The sequence below is a fragment of the Nitrospira sp. BLG_1 genome, from assembly GCF_047338595.1.
GTDB lineage: Bacteria > Nitrospirota > Nitrospiria > Nitrospirales > Nitrospiraceae > Nitrospira_D.
The window spans coordinates 15,314-33,911 of the sequence record NZ_JBLFBO010000014.1 but is presented as its reverse complement, the minus strand read 5'-3'; the positions used below and the strand labels follow the sequence as shown (position 1 = coordinate 33,911).

Sequence of the window (18,598 nt, the reverse complement as noted above, 5' to 3'; positions counted from 1 at the left end):
CATCACGATCCCCGTTGTCCAGCGGACATCTTGGCCACGATTCCCTTCGCCTCAGGGGAACGGAGAACCGTCTCCGTCTGAATACGCCGGTAGGCGATCAGTCGCTCTGCGATGTCAGGACGGCTTCCGGAAAGGATCTGTGCGGCAAGAAGACCGGCATTTTCGGCACCGCCGATCGCCACTGTTGCCACTGGAATGCCTTTGGGCATCTGAACAATGGAGAGCAATGAGTCCAGGCCTCGAAGGTTTTCTGTCGGAATGGGCACACCGATTACGGGGAGATGCGTCTTCGAGGCGAGCATTCCCGGAAGGTGAGCGGCACCGCCTGCCCCGCCGATAATCACTTGAATGCCCCGGTCTGAAGCCGTGGTGGCATACTCAAAGAGTCGGTCTGGTGTCCGATGCGCTGAAACTACAAGGAGTTCATACGGGATTCCCAATTCAGCTAAGATCGCTCCGGCTTTTTCAAGGATAGGAAAGTCGGATTTACTACCTCCCAATACGCCAACGATCGGCCGACCTTGCAGCGCGCTCCCACGGGTGCTGCCCCGAGACCGTCGTAGCGGCAGCCTGCTCTTACCCATCCCTCCGCCTCCTTTGATTAGACATACCCGACACAGTTGCCAGCCTGTGATGGCGGCACCATAGCGAGTCCGCCGAACCGGGTCAAGACAATCCACCCACGTCAGCCGTTAGGAATCTCTTGGCTCTAGGGAACTGGCAATGACATCACATGGGCATTCACGAATATTATGGCACTAGGGTTGGTTCTATTCTGGCTGGGAGCTGAAATAAAATGGCCCAGGGGAGTTCCCCTGGGCCATTTTGTTCGACAGATCGTGGCGCTGCAGCGCCATTCACTTACTTCGAGGCAGGCGCTGCTACCTTCGGCGCGAACATTTCAAACAGACTCGGTTCACGCTGCAGATAGTCAGGCGGGAAGAAGTTGAATCGCCGCCACAATTCGTACCAGAGCGGCACACGATTCATAATCACCCAACCCAGCACCTTGGTTCCCTGTCTCACCTGAGCTTGCTCAGGCCATGGTTGAGGATCTTCAGGATCCGGAACCACCCAGAAACGATAGTTGCCCTTCCCGTCATCGATCTGGTCAACCACCTTGATGATACCTCCACGGGTACCTGCCATTAAGCCAGGCCAAGCCGGCAAAGGAATAGCGGGAACTCCGAAGAAGAGGATCCGCACCTTGCGCCCAGGCTTCAGAAGTGGAGAGTCCAATCCCTCAGCAGTCATCTCAATGGCTGGATCTGAAGCAAGAGGAGAAATAGTGACGAGATTCTCTCCCTGTTTCACCGTCTCATTGATTCCGACTTTAGCCATCTTGACGACGGTGCCGTCCATCGGCGCATACAGTTTTGCCGCTTCAATACGTTGCTGGACCCCCTGTTGCCGGTAGGAAATGTCCGCCAAGGACTCCGTGGCCTTCGCAGCTTCAGCAACGGCGGAATCACGCGATGCAATCGCGTCCATCAACTTCTGATTCACATCAGCCGAAACTTGATCACGACCGAAGCTCAGCGATGACCTGGCCTGCTCTGCAGCCTGCAAACTCGCTTGTGCAGCCTGTAAGCCTGCCTTGGTCCCGATCTCGGTCTGGATCGTCAACTCAAGTTCACGTTGGGAAACCAATCCTTCCCGGACCAGTTGCCGGTGACGGTCGACGTTGAGTTGAGCTGTATGCACGTCGATCTTGTACTGCTCAACCTTCTGCTGAGCTTCACGGACTTTATTGTCAGCCTCAACAACCCGCGCCTCGGCTGAAGGGACAGCTGCCTGGACCAGTTTCTTCATTTCACCGATTCGTCGGTTCAGTTGATCTGCCCTGGCCAATGCCGCCTGCCTGGTTTTCTCCAAGGCGTCTTTCCTCTGTTCGAAGAGAGGAAGGATCTCCGGCGCCATAAAGGTCGGATCGTAATCCTCTAGTTCGCCGACCAGTTCGCCCTTCTTAACCTTGACACCTTCATAAATATGCCACGACTTCACCCGTCCCGTGATCCGCGACTCGATGTTCTGAGGTCGGTCATAGGGGGTATAGGCAGAAACCTTACCCGACGCTTGAATCGTTTGCGTCCAAGGGACGAACTCAAGGACGATGAGAAACAAGAGAAGAATCGTCAGAATGGCACGAGACGCCGTGAACATTCCTTTCGGGATTTGGACCGCCTGCCAGCATGGCAACTTGGCCAATGCCGGACCTTGTTCAATCGTGATCGCTTCCAAGCCGACCCCTCGTTGAACCAGCGCACGCTCACCGCTATTATCATGACCGCGACCTAGGCTAGCCATGGAGCCTCCATAATAAAAGTACTGCTATGAATTCGCCGTTTCAACGACTTACGCATGAGTATGATGCAACATGATACGACGATCCGCATGATCCGTAAGGTTCGGATCGGTCGACACAAAGATCACCGACCAGGCCTCATCCTTCGAGCAAAGCCGTCGTAAAATCCGCTCGCGCAATGACGGCTCAAGGGAGTGGATCAACCCATCAAACACGAGCACTTGCGGACGGCCAAGAATTGCACGGGCCAGAAGAATCTGCACCACATGCGTCGGCGACAAGGACTCCCCAAGTGAGGAGATATCGGACTTCACTCCGCGTGGAAGCCCCTCGATATCCTCTTCCAGCTCCGTGAAGCGGAGCGCCCAGTTCAGGTCATCGTAGGTGACATAGGAGCGGCCCATCACGATGTTCTCTTCGATCGTGCCCTTGACCAGGGACAACTGCGAGTCAATCATGACACTGCGGCACTGATTGATCGCACTGGGATCGATGTAGCGAAGATCGACGCCGTTATATTGCACAACGCCACCGGTCGGCACTTCAAGTCCGCCAAGCACTCTCGCCAACGCTGTTTTTGCAGCCGTTGTTTTGGCATAAATCCCGAGCTTCTCACCGGGAGCCACATCCAGATTGAAGCCATCGAACACGGCCACACCACTGTGAACCAGACTCACCCCCTTACAGGTCACGCGAACCCCTTGACCGAGATGCTTCGGCAGCGCCACGGTAGATTCGGTCGAGACGTAATCCTGCTCCTGACTGAACACCTCATCAAGGTGGGTGAGTGAAGCAAAGAAATAGTAGATGTAGCCCATGTTCTTGATCAGCGAGTCAAAATTGATGACCAAGGCACTGACGACCGCCTGGACTGCAACCAGCTGCCCCAGTGTCAATTGCCCTGAGGCCAAGAGCGAGCCTGAGATGGAGAGCGCACCGGCCTGTGCGATGGCTTGCCCTCCCACGGACCCGATATACTGCCGCACCAGCACGGCAAACCGCGCCTTCCGGGCTTCGACATACCGGCTGACCAGTGCGTCGGTCTTCTGGATAAGAAACGGTTTGCTGTCGGTCGCCTTTAATTGCAAGGCATTACGCGACACCTCTTGGATAAAATTGAAGACGTCGTACTTGGCGTGAGACATCGCGAGAGTTGTTTTCAGGGCCCCACGGGAGAGCACGAAAAACGTGATCGCAAACCCGGCCATGAGCATCAGGTTATAAATGAGGAAATAGGGGTGGTAGACGACCAGCATGATCATCCCGACCGTTCCACCCACCACGACGTTTAACAGATCGATGAGCAGGGTGGAAAGCGCCCGCTGCATGAAGACCGTTTCAATAAAGTAGTTCGCGATTTCCGGTCGAGCCCCTTTAAATCGATTACGGGGCAGCGCCTCGACCATCGCCACCGCCACGCGTGCAAAGATCCGGCGCTGGACGACGTCCACCGCATAAAAGTGGAAGGTCTTGAACAGACCGACGAACAGCAACACGGAAAACATGATGCCCGTCAGTGTCCAGATCATGACCGGTTGAATCGCGTAGGAAAAGGTGCTGACCAATTCCTGCACGGTCAACGGAATGATCAGCGAGAAGAAGCCGACGGCCAGGGCATAGGAGAAAAGCAGACTCATAATCTTTTTCTCAGCCCGGACGGCCACGGACAACTGTTTCATCAGCGCTTCGAACAGGCCCTGGTTGCTAACGCCCTGAGGTTCGTTCATGAGCACCCCCAGCAATATGTCAGAATGTGAATCATTGGCCCCTTGCTAACGTTGTATACAAACGGAACTTAATCTATTCCTCGATCAACTTCCAAGCCCACCAAAGGAACTACGCGATACCACGAAGCAGATGCGGCACACTTAATCGCGTCCTGGAACCTTTCTCCCCGACGCACCTGCAGAACTGACCCGATCACCGTATTTGGCAAGCACGCTGTCGGCCAACGGCTTGGATAATGCCCCTCTCGCCCAGAGCATCCCTCCACGAGCCACCGCATAGTCGGCTTGGGCACGGTAGAGCTCATAGGCCGCTTCAACCACCGCGCGCTCTCGGAGGTTGACGAAGAGGACGCTCGTGGCTCCCATATTAAACCGAGCCCGTTCTCCTTCTTCTAAGGTCTTGGCCAATCGCAGTGCCTCCGTCGCAGCCTTCACTCGGTCCCTGGCCCGCACCTGAGCCGAGAGCCAGTTGTCCACCTCAATCTGGACTTGCCGCTCAGTGTAGACTTGCTTATACGCCAACCGCGTCTGCTCGGCTTCTGCGTGAAGGACCTTCCCCCGGGCAGCTCGATTGAACAGCGGCATGCTGAAGAGAGCAGCCATTCGGTAGCCGATTCCACCCACCCAATAGATCGCGCCGATTGCCGGACCACCTTCAACTGTGAGCTTTGGAAGCAGACTATTCTTCGCCAGTTTAATTTCGATATTGTTCAATCTGGCTTCTATGTAGAGATCGCGCACTTCCGGACGATCCTCCGTGGCTTCGACCTTAAAAGCCGCCACATCGTCTTCGGTCGGCAATGGTGTTTCCCCCTGAAATTCCGGAGCCCATTCCGGACGAGGCGTCACCGGCTCGCCGTTCTCCCAGAGAAAGAGCGCGAGTTTATATTGCTCATACTCCACCTTCCGTTGCGCGGCAATGGCAGCCTCACGACGCCGCTGAACTTCTTCTCGAGCTTCGACCACGTCGATCGGAGCGACCGCGCCGGCCTTGGCTCGGCCCTCCACCATACGATAGCGTTCCTCCGCAATAGCCAGCGCACGCTTGACCACATCAGCTTGCTTGACCACAACCTGCCAATCCCAGTATTGAACCGCCCCGGCAAGATAGAGATCCTGCCGTTTCTGAGCCACCTTCACCTCCGCTTGTGGGCCAGCGAGTTCTGCCTGCTGAAGCTCGGCATACTCTTCATTAATCATGAACCCCCGCAGGAGATTAATTCTTCCACCGACTATACCCATTTGCTGCGGATAGAACAGCTGAAAGTCTTGAGGGACCGCAATCGCAGGACTCTGTACGTTACGCTCATCGATAATAGGGTAGGCTCTGTTCCCCATGAGCGTCGCACGATCCCCGAAAACGTTACGGATACCGCCGAAGAGCTCCAAGCCCCAGGGGTGGCCGATCTTGAGCATAGTATCGACATAGCCGGCATTTAAGGTGTTCAGGCCGGTTGCGTTCGTCAGATTGTAGGTTTGATACCGGTCGTACTCGACTTCGTTCTTAAATTTCGGCTCCCAGGCACCCAACGCTTTTAAGACTTTCGCCCGAGCCTGCGCCCGCTCCAGTCCGGTCGCCCGGAGCAGCGGATGGGTCAACTCAATCCTGGCCAATACCTCTTCAATAGTCAGGGGAGCGGTGCGAGTTGACTGAGCCTGCATGACACTCGAGTCGAGCACCGGCTCCCCCAGTGCGATCGCCGGTACCATCATCAACGAGAACAACAAGAGAAAGATCAAGGAAGGATGCTCCTTTGTTGCGGAATTAATCGCGGCCCGGTTGCTTAAAGCCGTTCATACCCGCCGCCGTCAACGGGTTCCCGTACTTGGCCAACTCGTTTTCAGGCCAAGGCTTCGACAAGGCTCCCCTCGCCCACAACATGCCTCCACGCGCCACGGCGTAGTCGGCCTGCGCCCGATAGAGCTGGTACGCATGTTGAACGACGTTGCGCTCACGGAGGTTCACAAAGAGGACCGTGCTTGCACCCATATTGAACCTGGTCCGCTCGCCCTCCTCCAACGTCTTGGCTAATCGTAAGGCCTCAGTCGCCGCCTTCACCCGGTCTCTGGCGCGCACTTGGGCCGAGAGCCAGTTATCCACGTCGATGCTGACTTGCTGCTCGGTGTACAGCTGCTTGAAGGCCAATTGCTGCTGGTCCGCCTCCGCGTACAGGACCTTCCCCCGCCCTTCCCGCTGGAAAATCGGCACCGCAAACCACGATTCGACCCGATACCCGACCCCTACATTCCAGTCCGCGCTGGCCTCCATTTGCCCCCCCTTAAAATCAAACTTCGGGAGCAGGTAGTTTTTGGCAAGCTTAATATCGATATTATTCTTCTTGGCTTCGATGTAGAGGTCCCGCACTTCCGGACGCACTTCCTTGGCTTCCACCTTATAGGCTGCAATCTCCTCGTTGGTCGGAAGCGGTGTTTCGCCCTGAAATTCCGGAGCCCATTCGGCCCGGGGAGTCACGGGCTCGCCGTTCTCCCAGAGAAAGAGAGACAGCTTGTACTGCTCATACTCCACCTTCCGTTGCGCGGCGATGGCGGCCTCTCGCCGAACCTGAACCTCTTTGTTGGCCTCAATGACATCGAGCGGCGAGGACAACCCCCTCTTCGCCTGCCCCTCGATCTGCGTGAACCGTTCTTCGGCCACAGCCAGGGTGCGCTTCACGATATCCGCTTGCTTAACGGCCACCTGCCAATCCCAGTACTGTACGGCCCCGGCGAGGTAGAGGTCTTGCCGCTTCTGCGCCACCGCGATCTCCGCCTGCGGCCCAGCGAGTTCGGCCTTCTGGAAGTCGGCGTACTCTTCGTTCATCATGAATCCACGCAGCAGGTGGCCCTCCCCTCCGACAAGCATTTGTTGGTTATGCCAGAAGAGCAGTCCATCATTCGGGATGTACGCATGGGCGCCTTGGTTGATGCGATCCCCAAACCCGTTGCGGATCCCGCCATTGAGCCTGAAGCCCCAGGGATGTCCCATCTCGATCGTGCTGTCGTTATAGCCCCCCGTCGTCGTATTGATGAAAGCCAGAAAGTTCCACGTCTGATAGCGATCGACCTCGGTCCGGTTCTGAAACTTTGGTTCCCAGGCCCCGAGCGCCTTGAGGATTTTCGCCCGGGCCTGCATCCGTTCAACGCCGGTCGCCCGAAGGAGCGGATGGGTCAACTCAATACGTGCGAGCACTTCGCTGATGGTCAGAAGCTCGGTGCGGACGGACTGCGCCTTCAACGCGCTGGAATCGTGCACCGGCGCCGCCAGGGTCGTCACGGGAAGCAAGATCAGAATCACGAGTAAGAGAGCGGTCATCGACAAATGCTCCTTGTGCCGGATTAATCGCGACCCGGTTGTTTGAAGCCGTTCATGCCCGCCGCCGCCAGCGGATTGCCGTACTTAGCCAACTCGCTTTCGGGCCAGGGCTTGGACAGCAGCCCACGAGCCCACAGCATCCCTCCACGCGCCACGGCGTAGTCGGCCTGCGCCCGATACAGGTGGTACGCCTGCTCCACCACGTGGCGTTCACGGAGGTTGACAAAGAGGACGCTGGTCGCGCCCATGTTGAATCGGGTCCGTTCGCCTTCTTCCAGTGTCTTCGCCAACCGCAGCGCTTCAGTCGCCGCGGTCACCCGATCTCTGGCACGCACTTGGGCCGAGAGCCAGTTGTCCACGTCAAAGGTGACTTGCTGTTCGGTGTACAGCTGCTTCAACGCCAATTGTTGCTGAGCCACTTCGGCGGCCATGACCTTCCCGCGCGCTCCTCGTTGGAACAGCGGCATCTCGGTGTGCAGGCCGACCCGATACCCGAGTCCCACCAACCAGTCCGCAGCGCCCCCGGTCGGCCCCCCCTCCAGATCCAACGTCGGGAGCAGCTTGTTCTTGGCAAGCTTTATATCGATGTTGTTGAGTTTAGCTTCGACGTAGAGATCCCGCACTTCCGGCCGCACTTCTTTCGCCTCTGCTTTATAGCCTGCGACCTCTGCATTGGTTGGGAGCGGCGTTTCCCCCTGGAATTCCGGTGCCCATTCCCGTCGCGGCGTTACGGGCTCGCCGTTCTCCCAGAGAAACAGGGACAGTTTGTACTGCTCATACTCCACCTTCCGTTGCGCGGCGATGGCGGCCTCTCGCCGAACCTGAACCTCTTGGTTCGCCTCAATGGCATCGAGTGGCGCAACCTTCCCATTCTTCGCCAACCCTTCGATCTGAACTAAGCGCTCTTCAGCCACAGCTTGTGCACGCTTCACGACGTCCGCTTGCTTAACGGCGACCTGCCAATCCCAGTACTGCACGGCTCCAGCCAAGTAAAGGTCTTGCCGTTTCTGCGCCACCTTGATCTCTGCTTGCGGGCCCGCGAGCTCGGCCCGTTGAAATTCGGCGCTCTCTTCGTTGACCATGAAGTCTCGCAGGAAATGGATGGTCCCACCATAGTAGAAGTGTTGCTTATGATAGGTCGCGCGCAGATCAGGGGGCAGTGCAATACGGTTCATACTTTCCTGATCCCCGAAGCCGCTGCGAAGTCCACCGGCGACCCTGAAGCCCCAAGGATGCCCGACCTCAACCGTGCTGTCGGCATATCCAATCGTATGCTGACTTGGAATGTCGAATGCCGTCGTAAGGTTCCAGGTAGTATAGCGCTCGAACTGTGTATAGTTTTTGACCTGCGGCTCCCAGGCCCCGAGCGCCTTGAGGATTTTTGCCCGGGCCTTCGTGCGCTCTGCTCCCGTAGCCTGGAGCAGGGGATGAGTCAACTCAATACGCGCCAGCACTTCCCCTATGCTCAGAGGTTCGGTGCGTGTCGACTGTGCCTGCACCGTGCGGGAGTCGATCACCGGCTCCGCCATCGCGGTCATTGGCAGAATTACTACCAGAGCCAACACCAGTGCGACCATGTGGGATGCTCCTCTCGTATACATTCGGCGGACGGCGCACACACTAGCAACCTCCCCTTCTTTTTTCAAAATAGATAAAACAGATTTGTGGTATCGATTAATCCGATGGTATAGTACCGCCTCCTTCCGGGGGCTCAGGACCATATGGATTGGCTGAACTATCATCATCTCCTCTATTTCTGGTCCGTCGCCAAACACGGGACCGTAACGAAAGCCTGCGAAGAGCTCCGTCTCGCTCAACCCACCGTCAGCGGGCAGATCCACCTGTTGGAAAATACCTTGGGCGAAAAGCTGTTCATTCGAACGGGCCGGCGTTTGGTGCTGACGGAAATGGGCCAGCTCGTGTTCAAGTACGCGGAAGACATCTTCGCAACCGGGCAAGAGCTGATGAATACCGTGCGGGGGCAGGGAAACGGACAGCCGACGCGTCTGGTCGTGGGCATCGCCGACGCCGTTCCCAAACCGCTCGCCACCCAACTGCTCAAATCCGCCCTCAAGCTCTATAAGCCGACACGCTTGATCTGCCAGGAGGATAAACTGCGCCAGCTTCTGACCGATCTGGCCGCCCATCGGTCGGATTTGGTGATCGCCGATACGCCGGCTCCACCAGGGGTGAAGGAGCATGCGTACAACCATCCGTTGGGTGAATCGGGCGTGACCCTATTCGCCACGGCAAAGCTGGCCGCCCAGTATCGCCGAGACTTTCCCGAGTCACTCCGCAACGCGCCGCTTCTCCTCCCCACATCGAGCGCCGTGCTTCGTCGTTTGATGGACCAGTGGATGGTGAACCATGGCATGCATCCCATCGTGGTCGGCGAGTTCGACGACAGTGCGACGCTCAAAGCCTTCGGTCAGGACGGCCATGGGATCTTCCCCGGCGCCACGGTGATCGAAAAGGAGATCTGTCGCCAATATCAGGTGCAGGTGGTTGGACGACTGGACGGGCTCATCCAGCATTTCTACGCGATCACCGTTGAACGGCGACTGAAGCACCCGGCTGTCCTTGCGCTTGTCCGCACCGCCCGACGCGAGTTGCTCTGCTGACAGGGTGTTGAACAGCCTGTGGGATACGGGCTTTCCAAAAATCTCCCAGCGAGGCCGGTTCACGCCTGGCACAAACCCTATCACACCTGAAGCCGTCCGACGGCTTTCAGCAGTTGCTCTCGCTCCTGACTCATGAGTTCCTTCCACTCGCCGGTGCCCAGGCCATCGACCGTGATGTGCATGATCCTGGTTCGATGCAGCATGATGACCCGATAGCCGAGCGCTTGACACATCCGTCTGATCTGCCGATTCCGTCCCTCGGTCAAGACGATGCGGAAACGGTCACGCCCGACTCGACTCATTCGGCAGGGTTTTGTCCGGCTGCCGAGAATCACCACGCCTTCCGCCATGTGATCCAGAAAGGCCTGATCGAACGGACGATCCACCCGCACGAGATACTCTCGCTCGTGTCCGAATTCAGTACGAAGGATCTCGTTCACGATGTCGCCGTCGTTCGTCAGTAAGATGAGCCCGGATGAATCCTTATCGAGCCGCCCGATCGGAAAAATCCGTTCAGCATGCCCGATCTCGGCAATGATGTTTCGAGGAACATGCGATTCGCTCGTCGTCGTGACACCGACCGGCTTATGGTACTTGATATAGAGAGGTGCTCTTCCCCAGGGCAGGACCTGTCCTTCGCGGGCGATGACGTCCGATGGCTCGACCTGATCACCGAGCTTCGCCACACGGCCGTTGATCGTGATCAGCCCGGACTCGACCAATCGGTCGGCTTCACGCCGAGAACAGATCCCCTGTTCCGTGAAGAACTTATTGATGCGGATCGTCTGAGCCACGGAGAATCAGCCTCATCGCCGGATACTCAAACAGGCTGTTACGCTTGCCCTCAAGCCTGCGAAGCGTATCTCGTGAAGCGTCGTTCGTTTGCGAAATACCAAGAATAAAGAACGAGCGTGCGACCTTGCGACCGCTTCATCTCAATGTTCGTCTCAATGGACGCGGCGACCGGCCCTGATACGGCCGAGCATGCGATAGATCAACCGCGCAATGGAAAATTGCGGCGCGACAAATCCTTCAATGGGAGCGATCTCGCTGATATCCATCCCCACGATCCCTGGTCCGTCGGCAAGAGCCGTGATGAGATTGAGGGTGTCGTACCATCCAAGCCCCCCAGGCTCGGGAGTGCCCAAGGCCGGAATAATCGATGCATCCAGCCCATCGCAATCGAACGTCAGGTACACCGGCGTTCGGCAAGCCGCAACGACGTCAGGAATCCACTTCGCCGCTTTCCCCTCATACGGACCAGATGGATCTAGGATCGTTGCAGCAAAAAAGGTCTTGATGCGGTCCGTCCTGTCGATACGAGCGATCTCTTCAGAACTGATCGAGCGGATCCCCACCTGCACGAGCGGTAATCCGTCCTCCACCACCCGCGCCATGACACTGGCATGGCTGAACGGATTGTCCTGATAGGCCTCGCGCAGATCGCCATGGGCGTCGATTTGCACGACCGTCATCTGCGGATATTGCTTGGCATGGGCGCGAATTGCACCCAACGCACCGGTATGTTCCCCCGTCAGGGTGACCAGAAACCGTCCGGATCCGACATGCGGTGACACAAACGCCTCAATCGCATCGACGGCAGCGCGATCAACCTTGCCGTTCAGCTCCAACGGAGATGCCGTGGCCACGCCGCCCCATTCCCGATAGGGTTCGCATCGCAGTTGTTCGTCGTAGAATTCCACCTGAGCGGAGGCTTCAAGGATCGCGGAGGGGCCGCGGTCTGAACCACGGATGTAGCTGGAGGTGTGCTCATACGGAGCCGGCAGGACGTAGACACCCGCATGGTCCGGATGGCACCAGGGTTCGTCGATCCCTAGAAAGTTGCGATCCGGTCCTTCCCAGCCAGCAGGTAGCGTCATGCTGATCCTTCCCTTCGTGGGGTGAGCGACCGACGCGTGCTCATGCAGGCGAACACCACAGGCATTTACCGGCGAGGACGAGAGGGTACGTTTTCCGGTGGGATAAACACGGCCAAGGCGATGACGGTCGTCCACTTGCCCTTCTTCCCGACGGCCGACTGGGTGATATTCAACGTCTGCACGATCTTCCCACCCATCTTGAACACCTGTTCCCGCTCTTTCCAGGCGACATTGGGGTCAAACTCGACGCCTAACGTCGTCGCCAGCATCTGTGCCGCCAAGTCTTCGGTGTATTCTCCCGTCTCTTCATCCGTCTCGCCGTGGGCATGGTGCTCGGACAAATAGCCGTACGTCCCGCGGTCGGTCGGCTTGGCGAGCCCCACGGACGCCGACACCAGCTGGTTCCGTTCATTGGTTTCGGATCGGGCCATGACACAAAAGGTGATTTCGCCGGGCTTCAGCAGTTGCTCACCGCGCTTTCTGGGGATGATCTTGCAGTGCGGCGGAAGGATGGAGGACACGCTGACCAGGTTGCAGTACGCCACACCGGCGCTGCGCAACGCCTCTTCGAAGGAGGCCAGCTTTTCCTTGTGGACTCCCACCCCTCTCGTCAGAAACATATGCGTAGGTACCATCATCTCCCCTTTCGTCCGGCTATCGGCCTTTCTGGTTGTTCGGAATTGGTTGCGTGACGTGCGTTCAAGCGGTCAGCCTGATACACAAACTGCTCCGTACCACCGCGTGTATCGGGCGTTTGTTGTAGCAAGATTGAACCGGCTTCGCAATATCTTCTAGACACTTTTTTCGGATGGCGCGGATGGGTCCTTGAGGTTCATGATGAGCATCCTGGGTTCGGTCATATCCTCGATCGCGGCCCGGACGCCTTCGCGCCCCAACCCCGAATCCTTCACTCCGCCGTAAGGCATATGGTCCGCCCGGAACGTCGGAATTTCGTTCGCCAAGACGGCTCCGACTTCAAGATGACGAAACGCGTAAAAGATCTTGTTGATGTCCTGGGTGAAAATACCAGCCTGCAATCCAAAGTCCGATTGATTGAGCAACGCTACGGCCTCGCTGAGCTGGCGATAGGGCGTCACGGTCACGACCGGTCCGAACACCTCTCGACAGGAAACTTTCATCTCAGGCTTCACATTCCCCAATACCGTGGCCTCCACCAACGATCCGATCCGTTTCCCGCCCAAGAGCAGGCGGGCCCCGTCCGCCACCGCTTCGCCGATCCAGCTCTCCACTCGTTGCGCGGCGGCTTGATCGATCAGAGGCCCGATGGTCGTCGCTTCCTCGGCAGGATCACCGAGTTTGAGCCGAGCCACATGCATGAGGAGTTTGGTCGTAAACGCGTCGACAACTGCCTGATGCACGAACACCCGCTGCACCGAAATGCAGGTCTGGCCGGCATACCCGAACCCGCCTGCGGCGCAGCGCTACGCCGCCAGCTCCAAGTCGGCATCCGGCTCGATCACCACACCCGCATTGCCGCCGAGCTCGAGCGTGACTTTTTTCTTCCCGCATTTGGCCTTCAACATCCATCCCACCGACACACTGCCGGTGAAACTCAGCAGTTTAAACCGAGGATCGATCACCATCCGTTCGGCAAGGCTGTTGTCGCAGGGCACGACATTCAGTCCGCCTGGAGGCACGCCCGCTTCGAGCGCGATCTCGCCGAGCAGCAGGGCCGTCAACGGCGTCTGCGGGGCCGGCTTGATCAGAATCGGGTTCCCCGCCGCGAGAGCCGGCGCCACCTTGTGCGCCACCAGATTCAGTGGAAAGTTGAATGGGGTGATGCCGAGAATCGGACCGATCGGGAACCGGCGAACCATGCCGAGATGGGTGTCAAAGCCCGGCGTCCAATCGAGCGGTACCACCTCACCCGCAATCCGCCGCGACTCCTCGGCCGCCACGGTGAACGTCTGGATGGCGCGACTGACCTCCCGCTTGGCATCAGTGATCGGCTTCCCCGCCTCGGCCGTGATGGTCTGCGCGCACTCGTCTCGCCGTCGGTAGAGCAACGCGGCAATCTGCTGAAGTATGTTGTACCGGGCATGTCCCGGCAACTGCGCCATCACCGCCGCCGAACCGGACGTCGATGCGACGGCCTCCTCGACATCGGCCTCGGTGGCTTGCGCGACCTGAGCCACGGATCTTCCGGTGAAGGGATCGACGACCGGAGTCGCGACCGCACCCTGTTTCCACTGGCCTTGAACGAGAAATGGACGGGATTCCTGCACAGGAAGATTCGCTGGAGTCTCTTGGATGAGGGTTGGTATTAATCCGCCGCTTCCACCGACGCAGCCGGTTCGGCTGCCGGTTGCACAATCGCGGCGGCCTCCTCCTCTGCGGCAATGGCCTTGGCGATCAGTTCTTCCGTCCCCCAATCACGAATGGCCTCCATGGTAAACCCCTCGTAGGTCGAGACGCCATGACAGGACGGACAATCCGGCATCGGAACTTTTCGATAAAAGACTTCCGTGAGGCACGACATGCACACCCAGAAGTCGTCATCGCGATGAGAGACCGGCCAGAACGATTGCATCGAAGCCATAGGGATACCTCTCCCTTGTGTGATACAGAGGACTATCGCACCTGAGTACCGATGTCAACCCTAGCCCACATTATTCAGCCGTACACTGCTGCTACTTTTTGCCGTTCGCCAATAACCGATCGATCTCTTCCGCGAACATCTCGAAGGGAAATGCGCCGGGAATAGCCACAGCCGGTTCTTTTTCCGTCGGCTCCGTCGCCGTCCGCACCAGGATGAACCCGGGGGTTCCATGAAACCCCCACTGATTGGCTTCCTGGCGGTCCTCGAAAATCGCCTTCGTAAACCGCCCATCGCTCATGCAGCGTTCGAAAGCAGCTTGATCCAGACTCAATGTCGCCGCATGTCGCCGATACACCTGCTTGTCCAGCTGTCCTCCTTCGGAAAACAACCGGTCATGCATCGCCCAATACTGGCCCTGTTCACCGGCACATCGTGCCGCCGTCGCCGCATCGAGTCCCGTCCCTTGGTCGCCTCGCGGAAAATCTCGATACACAAATCGCACTTTCCCCGTATCGACGTACCGCGCCTGAATTCGCGGCCACGTCTGTTTAAAGAATTTCAAACAAAACCCGCAGGTAAAATCCGAGTATTCGATCAAGGTGACTGGGGCATTGGCTTGCCCCCTCATCCGCAGATCAGTCTCACCCGAAGTTGCGGCAGAAACCGGCACCGACCATAAGAGCAGGCCCCCGATGACAGCCAGACACACCCGTTGTCCCATCGACCAGATCATGAACCGCGTACCACTCCGGCTTTTCTTCTTTCCAGCAGACCCATCATCAGCAACGGCCACACAACGGTGGCGTCGCTCAAGACTTCGGCGAATCGCCCACCGTCTTTCGGCGCCACAAATTTCCCCCAGGAGAGCCCTTCCTGATACGTACAGCCGCTGAGGCCCCCCCAATAGTCCGGTTCGGGGCAAATTCTCACGCCATAGTGAAATCGAGGCGGTGTCACATTCAGCCCTAACCGAAGGTTGCCCACTTCAACATAGGGGCCGACTTGTTGCGCCCAGTTGCGTGGCACGCCGCCACCGATCGTAAAAATTCCCCGTCGCTTCGCAGAGAGCATGTGGTCGGCATAGCTGTTCAGGTCGAAGTACGGATTAAATGACGGGTGGTATTGCAGAATCGTCTGCAAGATCCCCAGATCACCATTCTGATCGCCCCGTGAACGAGCTTGCTCGACTTGCCGCGCCATCGCCAAGGTTCCTATATCCAGTCCCACCTCTGAATCCGTAAAGGCTGGAATATACACCGGTACGTTTTTCAGGTAGGCGCTTTTCAGAATGCCGTCACCATGCAGTTCTTCCGCCAACGTCTTTCCAAGTTCTCTCGTGATCACGTGCGACGACAGCGGCTGATCCTGATCCAGGCGCTTCAGCGTCTGCGCCACGACATGCTCGACATAGTTTAAATTCGCTTCCATCTCGAGCGTGTCATAGACGCGGTTGTATCCCTTCTTGAACAACTCTTCATCGCTCATCGAGGGATCATGCCGATAGTGGGTCTTGCCGACCGACTCGCTCAGGCCATGAGCCATCAACGCGCCGGTTGAGATGATGCACTGCACCATGCCTTCATCGATCATCTTCGTGATGATCTTCCCCATCTTGGCGATGGTCATCGCGCCGGACAACGTCATCACGACCTTGCACTCAGGGTCTGCGATCATCTCCCAGAGCACCTCGAAGGCCTTCCCCACATGCCGTCCGCCGAAGGCCGTCTTCCCCATGGCCTCGAGCAGTTCTCCGAACGAAGAAATCTTGTCGGGATCCAGCGGCTCAAGCGCCTCTAATCCGTCTTTGGCTCCATCACGAAACTCACGTGCATACATAAGACAACCCTCTACGGCTACCCAAACCATTCTCTGATGTGGATTCGTTTATACACAACCCTGAATAGAGGCGTCAATGAATGTTGCGGGCGGATTCTCACTACTTGATTGCTCGGAGAGAACGGTCCAGCAGCCTGAAAGGTATTTTATCCTACTGAACTCTCACTACAGCAAATTCTGAACGCCCCCGCCCATCCATCTTCCCCGCAAGCCTGGATGCAGGCGAGCACGGACCGATTCGGAAGGAAATATCTGGCAAGAGAACGCACTCCACTCACACTGCCGACGAGACAGGTCCTGAGTGCCGGCAGACACATCGGGCATATCTGGATTCTCCAGGTCATTCAGCCACGCTCTAAAATAACGGCTTCTTCCCGCCTGCCTTGATGATGGCGTGACTCAGAGCTTTCGACAGACTCTCTGCGGCCGCTGCATCGCAGACCGGAAGCGAGAGCTCCCCTTTCTTTTCCCCCGGTTTGTCCTTCGGCGCACGGTCCTCATACACCAGTTCCTCCAGGTTTGTGACTACCAACCGGCCGGTTTTGAGTTCGTGCATCGGCTTCCCCGGTATCAAGAGCGTTGCCACCCATTCGGTCACACAGGCTGCACGTGTGCAGCGCATCCGAACGCCGTAGAGGTTCGTTCCTTCTCCTTCTCGCTCGGAGCTGACCTCGGGAGACATGGCGCGCAAGTCGAACTCCTGAACTTTTTCCACCGGCGCTTGGAGATCAAGGGCCCCGCCGAATCGCATCCGCTCATTGAGCCTTGTAATGAATTGGAGGCCGGAGGGAGGCCGAACCACCACGTCGACCTTGGCCGTTCGATCCAACTGCCAGGGCGCTCCGTCCTTCGGGGCCATCCGTTGCAGCCCGCTGCGCATGGTCGCGCAGGCGTCCCACATATCTTTGATAAACCCCATCGTCTCGTCCAACGACGGCCCATCGGCACTCGGTGTATTACTTGAATCGGCCCGTCCATTCGGCAAGCTTATTACGAAGGTGAGAAGACCGGCCACGAGACCCGATACGAGCCACTTCACCATCATGTCGATCCCTCGACTGTGCAGGATAGTTTTTGAACCTACCATGGTGGGAAAGTGTATCCTGTCGCTGAGAGTCATTTCCAGTTGAGACCCTCCACGGAAGACAAGAATCACGGGAGGGTATGAGCTGGGGGTGGAACTACGAAGCCAGGCTGTTGAAGCAGCAGGCTCTCACCACGTGCACCGTAGAAGCAGTAACGAACGGGATACTGTTCTCTCCGGGCATCATATATATCCGAAAAAGAAGCAAGAGCTCACCAAACTTTGGGTGCCATCCGACCGGTGAGCGTCCTCAGTTCTTCATCGTTTCGTCTGCAACTCCACGTTGACGAGTTTTATTTCTGAGAGATCCGTGAGCCGCGGACACCACCGTGTGCCGGCTCGCCACAAAGCCGAGTCCAGTTGGTCGTAGACCGTCCCCGGGTGGTCGTAGTGGATTCCGTACGCGTGCGAAGCCGCACATCGGCAGGGGAACACGAACGACCTCCCCGAGTCGTCCGACTCCACCTCGAATCGTGTCACGGTCAGGTCAAAGGTGAGCCGGATCTTGAACCAACAGTGAGCATGATGGTCGTCGACCTGCATCGAGTGCTGATAGCACTGCAACACGTCCCGGACGGTCACCATGCTCAAGGACGTGTTCCCCGAGAACACCTCGGCTCGCTTGTCGAGCACCAAGGCTTTGGCCAGGGACAAAGCCTGCCCCACTTGGATCGGGTTCAGGAGGTCGAACGCCGACTCGTAGATGACGATGTTGGGATGCACCTTGAATTCGCGTAGAGATCCGCGCTTGGCCAGCTCGAGGTTCCAATAAAAGTCTACGGCCTGGGACTCACGGAAGCGGAAGGTCAGGAGGTTCATAATTCACCCCCGTGGGAAAGAAACGTGTGGCATCGAACAACAAAACCCCGAAGGGTTTTATCCGCGGCCATCAATTTCGACAAGACACTAAAGGAGCCGCAGCGTGAGCAAGCTTGGTTGTGGTGGTCCCAACGGGATTCGAACCCGTGTTTAAGCCTTGAGAGGACCGACCAAAGTGAAGAATATCAACAAGATGATGCCTCTGACAAGTCCGATGAGTAGTAAGGATTTACAATGAGTTACAGCAAGCGTGTCCTATATAGGACAGTGATGAAGTCTCTACCGTTGCCAACGAGCCGAAGGATTTCCGTATCCCGACTGATATCATCACGCAGACCGTCACTATCCGGGCTCGAAAGCGCGGAAGGGGAAGACCTGCATGGCTTCTGTGATCGCAGATGAGCGTTGCGAGACCACGCTGCCGTTTGTTGAACACCAGACCCGATCGAAAAG

At 57.5% G+C, this 18,598-nt stretch carries 15 protein-coding genes and 1 pseudogene; 1 reads left to right on the top strand and 15 read right to left on the bottom strand.

Features of this window, described 5'->3' with window-relative positions; all coding sequences use genetic code 11:
* Positions 1-2: 2 nt before the first annotated feature.
* From purE to ACMTNU_RS12465, 6 genes are all read right to left on the bottom strand, one after another.
* Complete coding sequence (purE, locus tag ACMTNU_RS12490) at positions 3-584, bottom strand: 5-(carboxyamino)imidazole ribonucleotide mutase (protein ID WP_413935585.1); 582 nt, start codon at positions 582-584, stop codon at positions 3-5.
* Between the two features lie 277 nt (positions 585-861).
* Positions 862-2,307: an HlyD family secretion protein gene (locus tag ACMTNU_RS12485; protein WP_413935584.1), complete on the bottom strand. Its 1,446-nt coding sequence runs from the start codon at positions 2,305-2,307 to the stop codon at positions 862-864.
* Positions 2,308-2,355: 48 nt separating this feature from the next.
* Entirely contained in the window at positions 2,356-4,032 is a 1,677-nt protein-coding gene (locus tag ACMTNU_RS12480) for an ATP-binding cassette domain-containing protein (RefSeq protein ID WP_413935583.1), read from the bottom strand.
* A gap of 141 nt (positions 4,033-4,173) precedes the next feature.
* Positions 4,174-5,772, bottom strand: a complete 1,599-nt coding sequence (locus tag ACMTNU_RS12475) for a TolC family protein (protein ID WP_413935582.1) — start codon at positions 5,770-5,772, stop codon at positions 4,174-4,176.
* 25 nt (positions 5,773-5,797) lie between these two features.
* On the bottom strand, positions 5,798-7,345 hold the full coding sequence (locus ACMTNU_RS12470) for a TolC family protein (RefSeq protein WP_413935581.1): 1,548 nt from the start codon (positions 7,343-7,345) through the stop codon (positions 5,798-5,800).
* A 23-nt stretch (positions 7,346-7,368) separates the two neighbouring features.
* On the bottom strand, positions 7,369-8,922 hold the full coding sequence (locus ACMTNU_RS12465) for a TolC family protein (RefSeq protein ID WP_413935580.1): 1,554 nt from the start codon (positions 8,920-8,922) through the stop codon (positions 7,369-7,371).
* A 144-nt stretch (positions 8,923-9,066) separates the two neighbouring features.
* Between ACMTNU_RS12465 and nhaR the strand changes: the two genes are divergently transcribed.
* Complete coding sequence (nhaR, locus tag ACMTNU_RS12460) at positions 9,067-9,966, top strand: transcriptional activator NhaR (protein WP_413935579.1); 900 nt, start codon at positions 9,067-9,069, stop codon at positions 9,964-9,966.
* A gap of 80 nt (positions 9,967-10,046) precedes the next feature.
* Here nhaR and ACMTNU_RS12455 read toward each other — a convergent pair whose 3' ends face one another.
* The 9 genes and pseudogenes from ACMTNU_RS12455 to ACMTNU_RS12415 form a co-directional block, all read right to left on the bottom strand.
* Positions 10,047-10,748: a pseudouridine synthase gene (locus ACMTNU_RS12455; protein ID WP_413935624.1), complete on the bottom strand. Its 702-nt coding sequence runs from the start codon at positions 10,746-10,748 to the stop codon at positions 10,047-10,049.
* 165 nt (positions 10,749-10,913) lie between these two features.
* Complete coding sequence (gene speB, locus ACMTNU_RS12450) at positions 10,914-11,846, bottom strand: agmatinase (protein ID WP_413935578.1); 933 nt, start codon at positions 11,844-11,846, stop codon at positions 10,914-10,916.
* A 65-nt stretch (positions 11,847-11,911) separates the two neighbouring features.
* Positions 11,912-12,484 (bottom strand): pyruvoyl-dependent arginine decarboxylase, encoded by a 573-nt coding sequence (locus ACMTNU_RS12445; RefSeq protein ID WP_176697809.1) that lies wholly within the window; start codon positions 12,482-12,484, stop codon positions 11,912-11,914.
* A gap of 153 nt (positions 12,485-12,637) precedes the next feature.
* Positions 12,638-14,092, bottom strand: a pseudogene (locus ACMTNU_RS12440) (aldehyde dehydrogenase family protein).
* A 38-nt stretch (positions 14,093-14,130) separates the two neighbouring features.
* Positions 14,131-14,406: a hypothetical protein gene (locus tag ACMTNU_RS12435; protein ID WP_413935577.1), complete on the bottom strand. Its 276-nt coding sequence runs from the start codon at positions 14,404-14,406 to the stop codon at positions 14,131-14,133.
* Positions 14,407-14,497: 91 nt separating this feature from the next.
* Positions 14,498-15,127, bottom strand: a complete 630-nt coding sequence (locus ACMTNU_RS12430) for a DsbA family protein (protein ID WP_413935576.1) — start codon at positions 15,125-15,127, stop codon at positions 14,498-14,500.
* A gap of 8 nt (positions 15,128-15,135) precedes the next feature.
* On the bottom strand, positions 15,136-16,242 hold the full coding sequence (locus ACMTNU_RS12425; protein ID WP_413935575.1) for a deoxyhypusine synthase family protein: 1,107 nt from the start codon (positions 16,240-16,242) through the stop codon (positions 15,136-15,138).
* Positions 16,243-16,597: 355 nt separating this feature from the next.
* On the bottom strand, positions 16,598-17,287 hold the full coding sequence (locus ACMTNU_RS12420) for a hypothetical protein (protein ID WP_413935574.1): 690 nt from the start codon (positions 17,285-17,287) through the stop codon (positions 16,598-16,600).
* Between the two features lie 297 nt (positions 17,288-17,584).
* Positions 17,585-18,145: a hypothetical protein gene (locus tag ACMTNU_RS12415; protein ID WP_413935573.1), complete on the bottom strand. Its 561-nt coding sequence runs from the start codon at positions 18,143-18,145 to the stop codon at positions 17,585-17,587.
* Positions 18,146-18,598: the final 453 nt, after the last annotated feature.

Excerpts from the sequence above, each read along its gene's own strand:
- ACMTNU_RS12415 (WP_413935573.1), bottom strand. The coding sequence starts at position 18,145 with ATGAACCTCCTGACCTTCCGCTTCCGTGAGTCCCAGGCCGTAGACTTT.
- purE (WP_413935585.1), bottom strand. The coding sequence starts at position 584 with ATGGGTAAGAGCAGGCTGCCGCTACGACGGTCTCGGGGCAGCACCCGT.
- ACMTNU_RS12445 (WP_176697809.1), bottom strand. The coding sequence starts at position 12,484 with ATGATGGTACCTACGCATATGTTTCTGACGAGAGGGGTGGGAGTCCAC.
- ACMTNU_RS12465 (WP_413935580.1), bottom strand. The coding sequence starts at position 8,922 with ATGGTCGCACTGGTGTTGGCTCTGGTAGTAATTCTGCCAATGACCGCG.
- ACMTNU_RS12420 (WP_413935574.1), bottom strand. The coding sequence starts at position 17,287 with ATGATGGTGAAGTGGCTCGTATCGGGTCTCGTGGCCGGTCTTCTCACC.
- ACMTNU_RS12480 (WP_413935583.1), bottom strand. The coding sequence starts at position 4,032 with ATGAACGAACCTCAGGGCGTTAGCAACCAGGGCCTGTTCGAAGCGCTG.
- ACMTNU_RS12425 (WP_413935575.1), bottom strand. The coding sequence starts at position 16,242 with ATGTATGCACGTGAGTTTCGTGATGGAGCCAAAGACGGATTAGAGGCG.
- ACMTNU_RS12435 (WP_413935577.1), bottom strand. The coding sequence starts at position 14,406 with ATGGCTTCGATGCAATCGTTCTGGCCGGTCTCTCATCGCGATGACGAC.
- ACMTNU_RS12485 (WP_413935584.1), bottom strand. The coding sequence starts at position 2,307 with ATGGCTAGCCTAGGTCGCGGTCATGATAATAGCGGTGAGCGTGCGCTG.
- nhaR (WP_413935579.1), top strand. The coding sequence starts at position 9,067 with ATGGATTGGCTGAACTATCATCATCTCCTCTATTTCTGGTCCGTCGCC.
- ACMTNU_RS12470 (WP_413935581.1), bottom strand. The coding sequence starts at position 7,345 with ATGACCGCTCTCTTACTCGTGATTCTGATCTTGCTTCCCGTGACGACC.
- ACMTNU_RS12430 (WP_413935576.1), bottom strand. The coding sequence starts at position 15,127 with ATGGGACAACGGGTGTGTCTGGCTGTCATCGGGGGCCTGCTCTTATGG.
- speB (WP_413935578.1), bottom strand. The coding sequence starts at position 11,846 with ATGACGCTACCTGCTGGCTGGGAAGGACCGGATCGCAACTTTCTAGGG.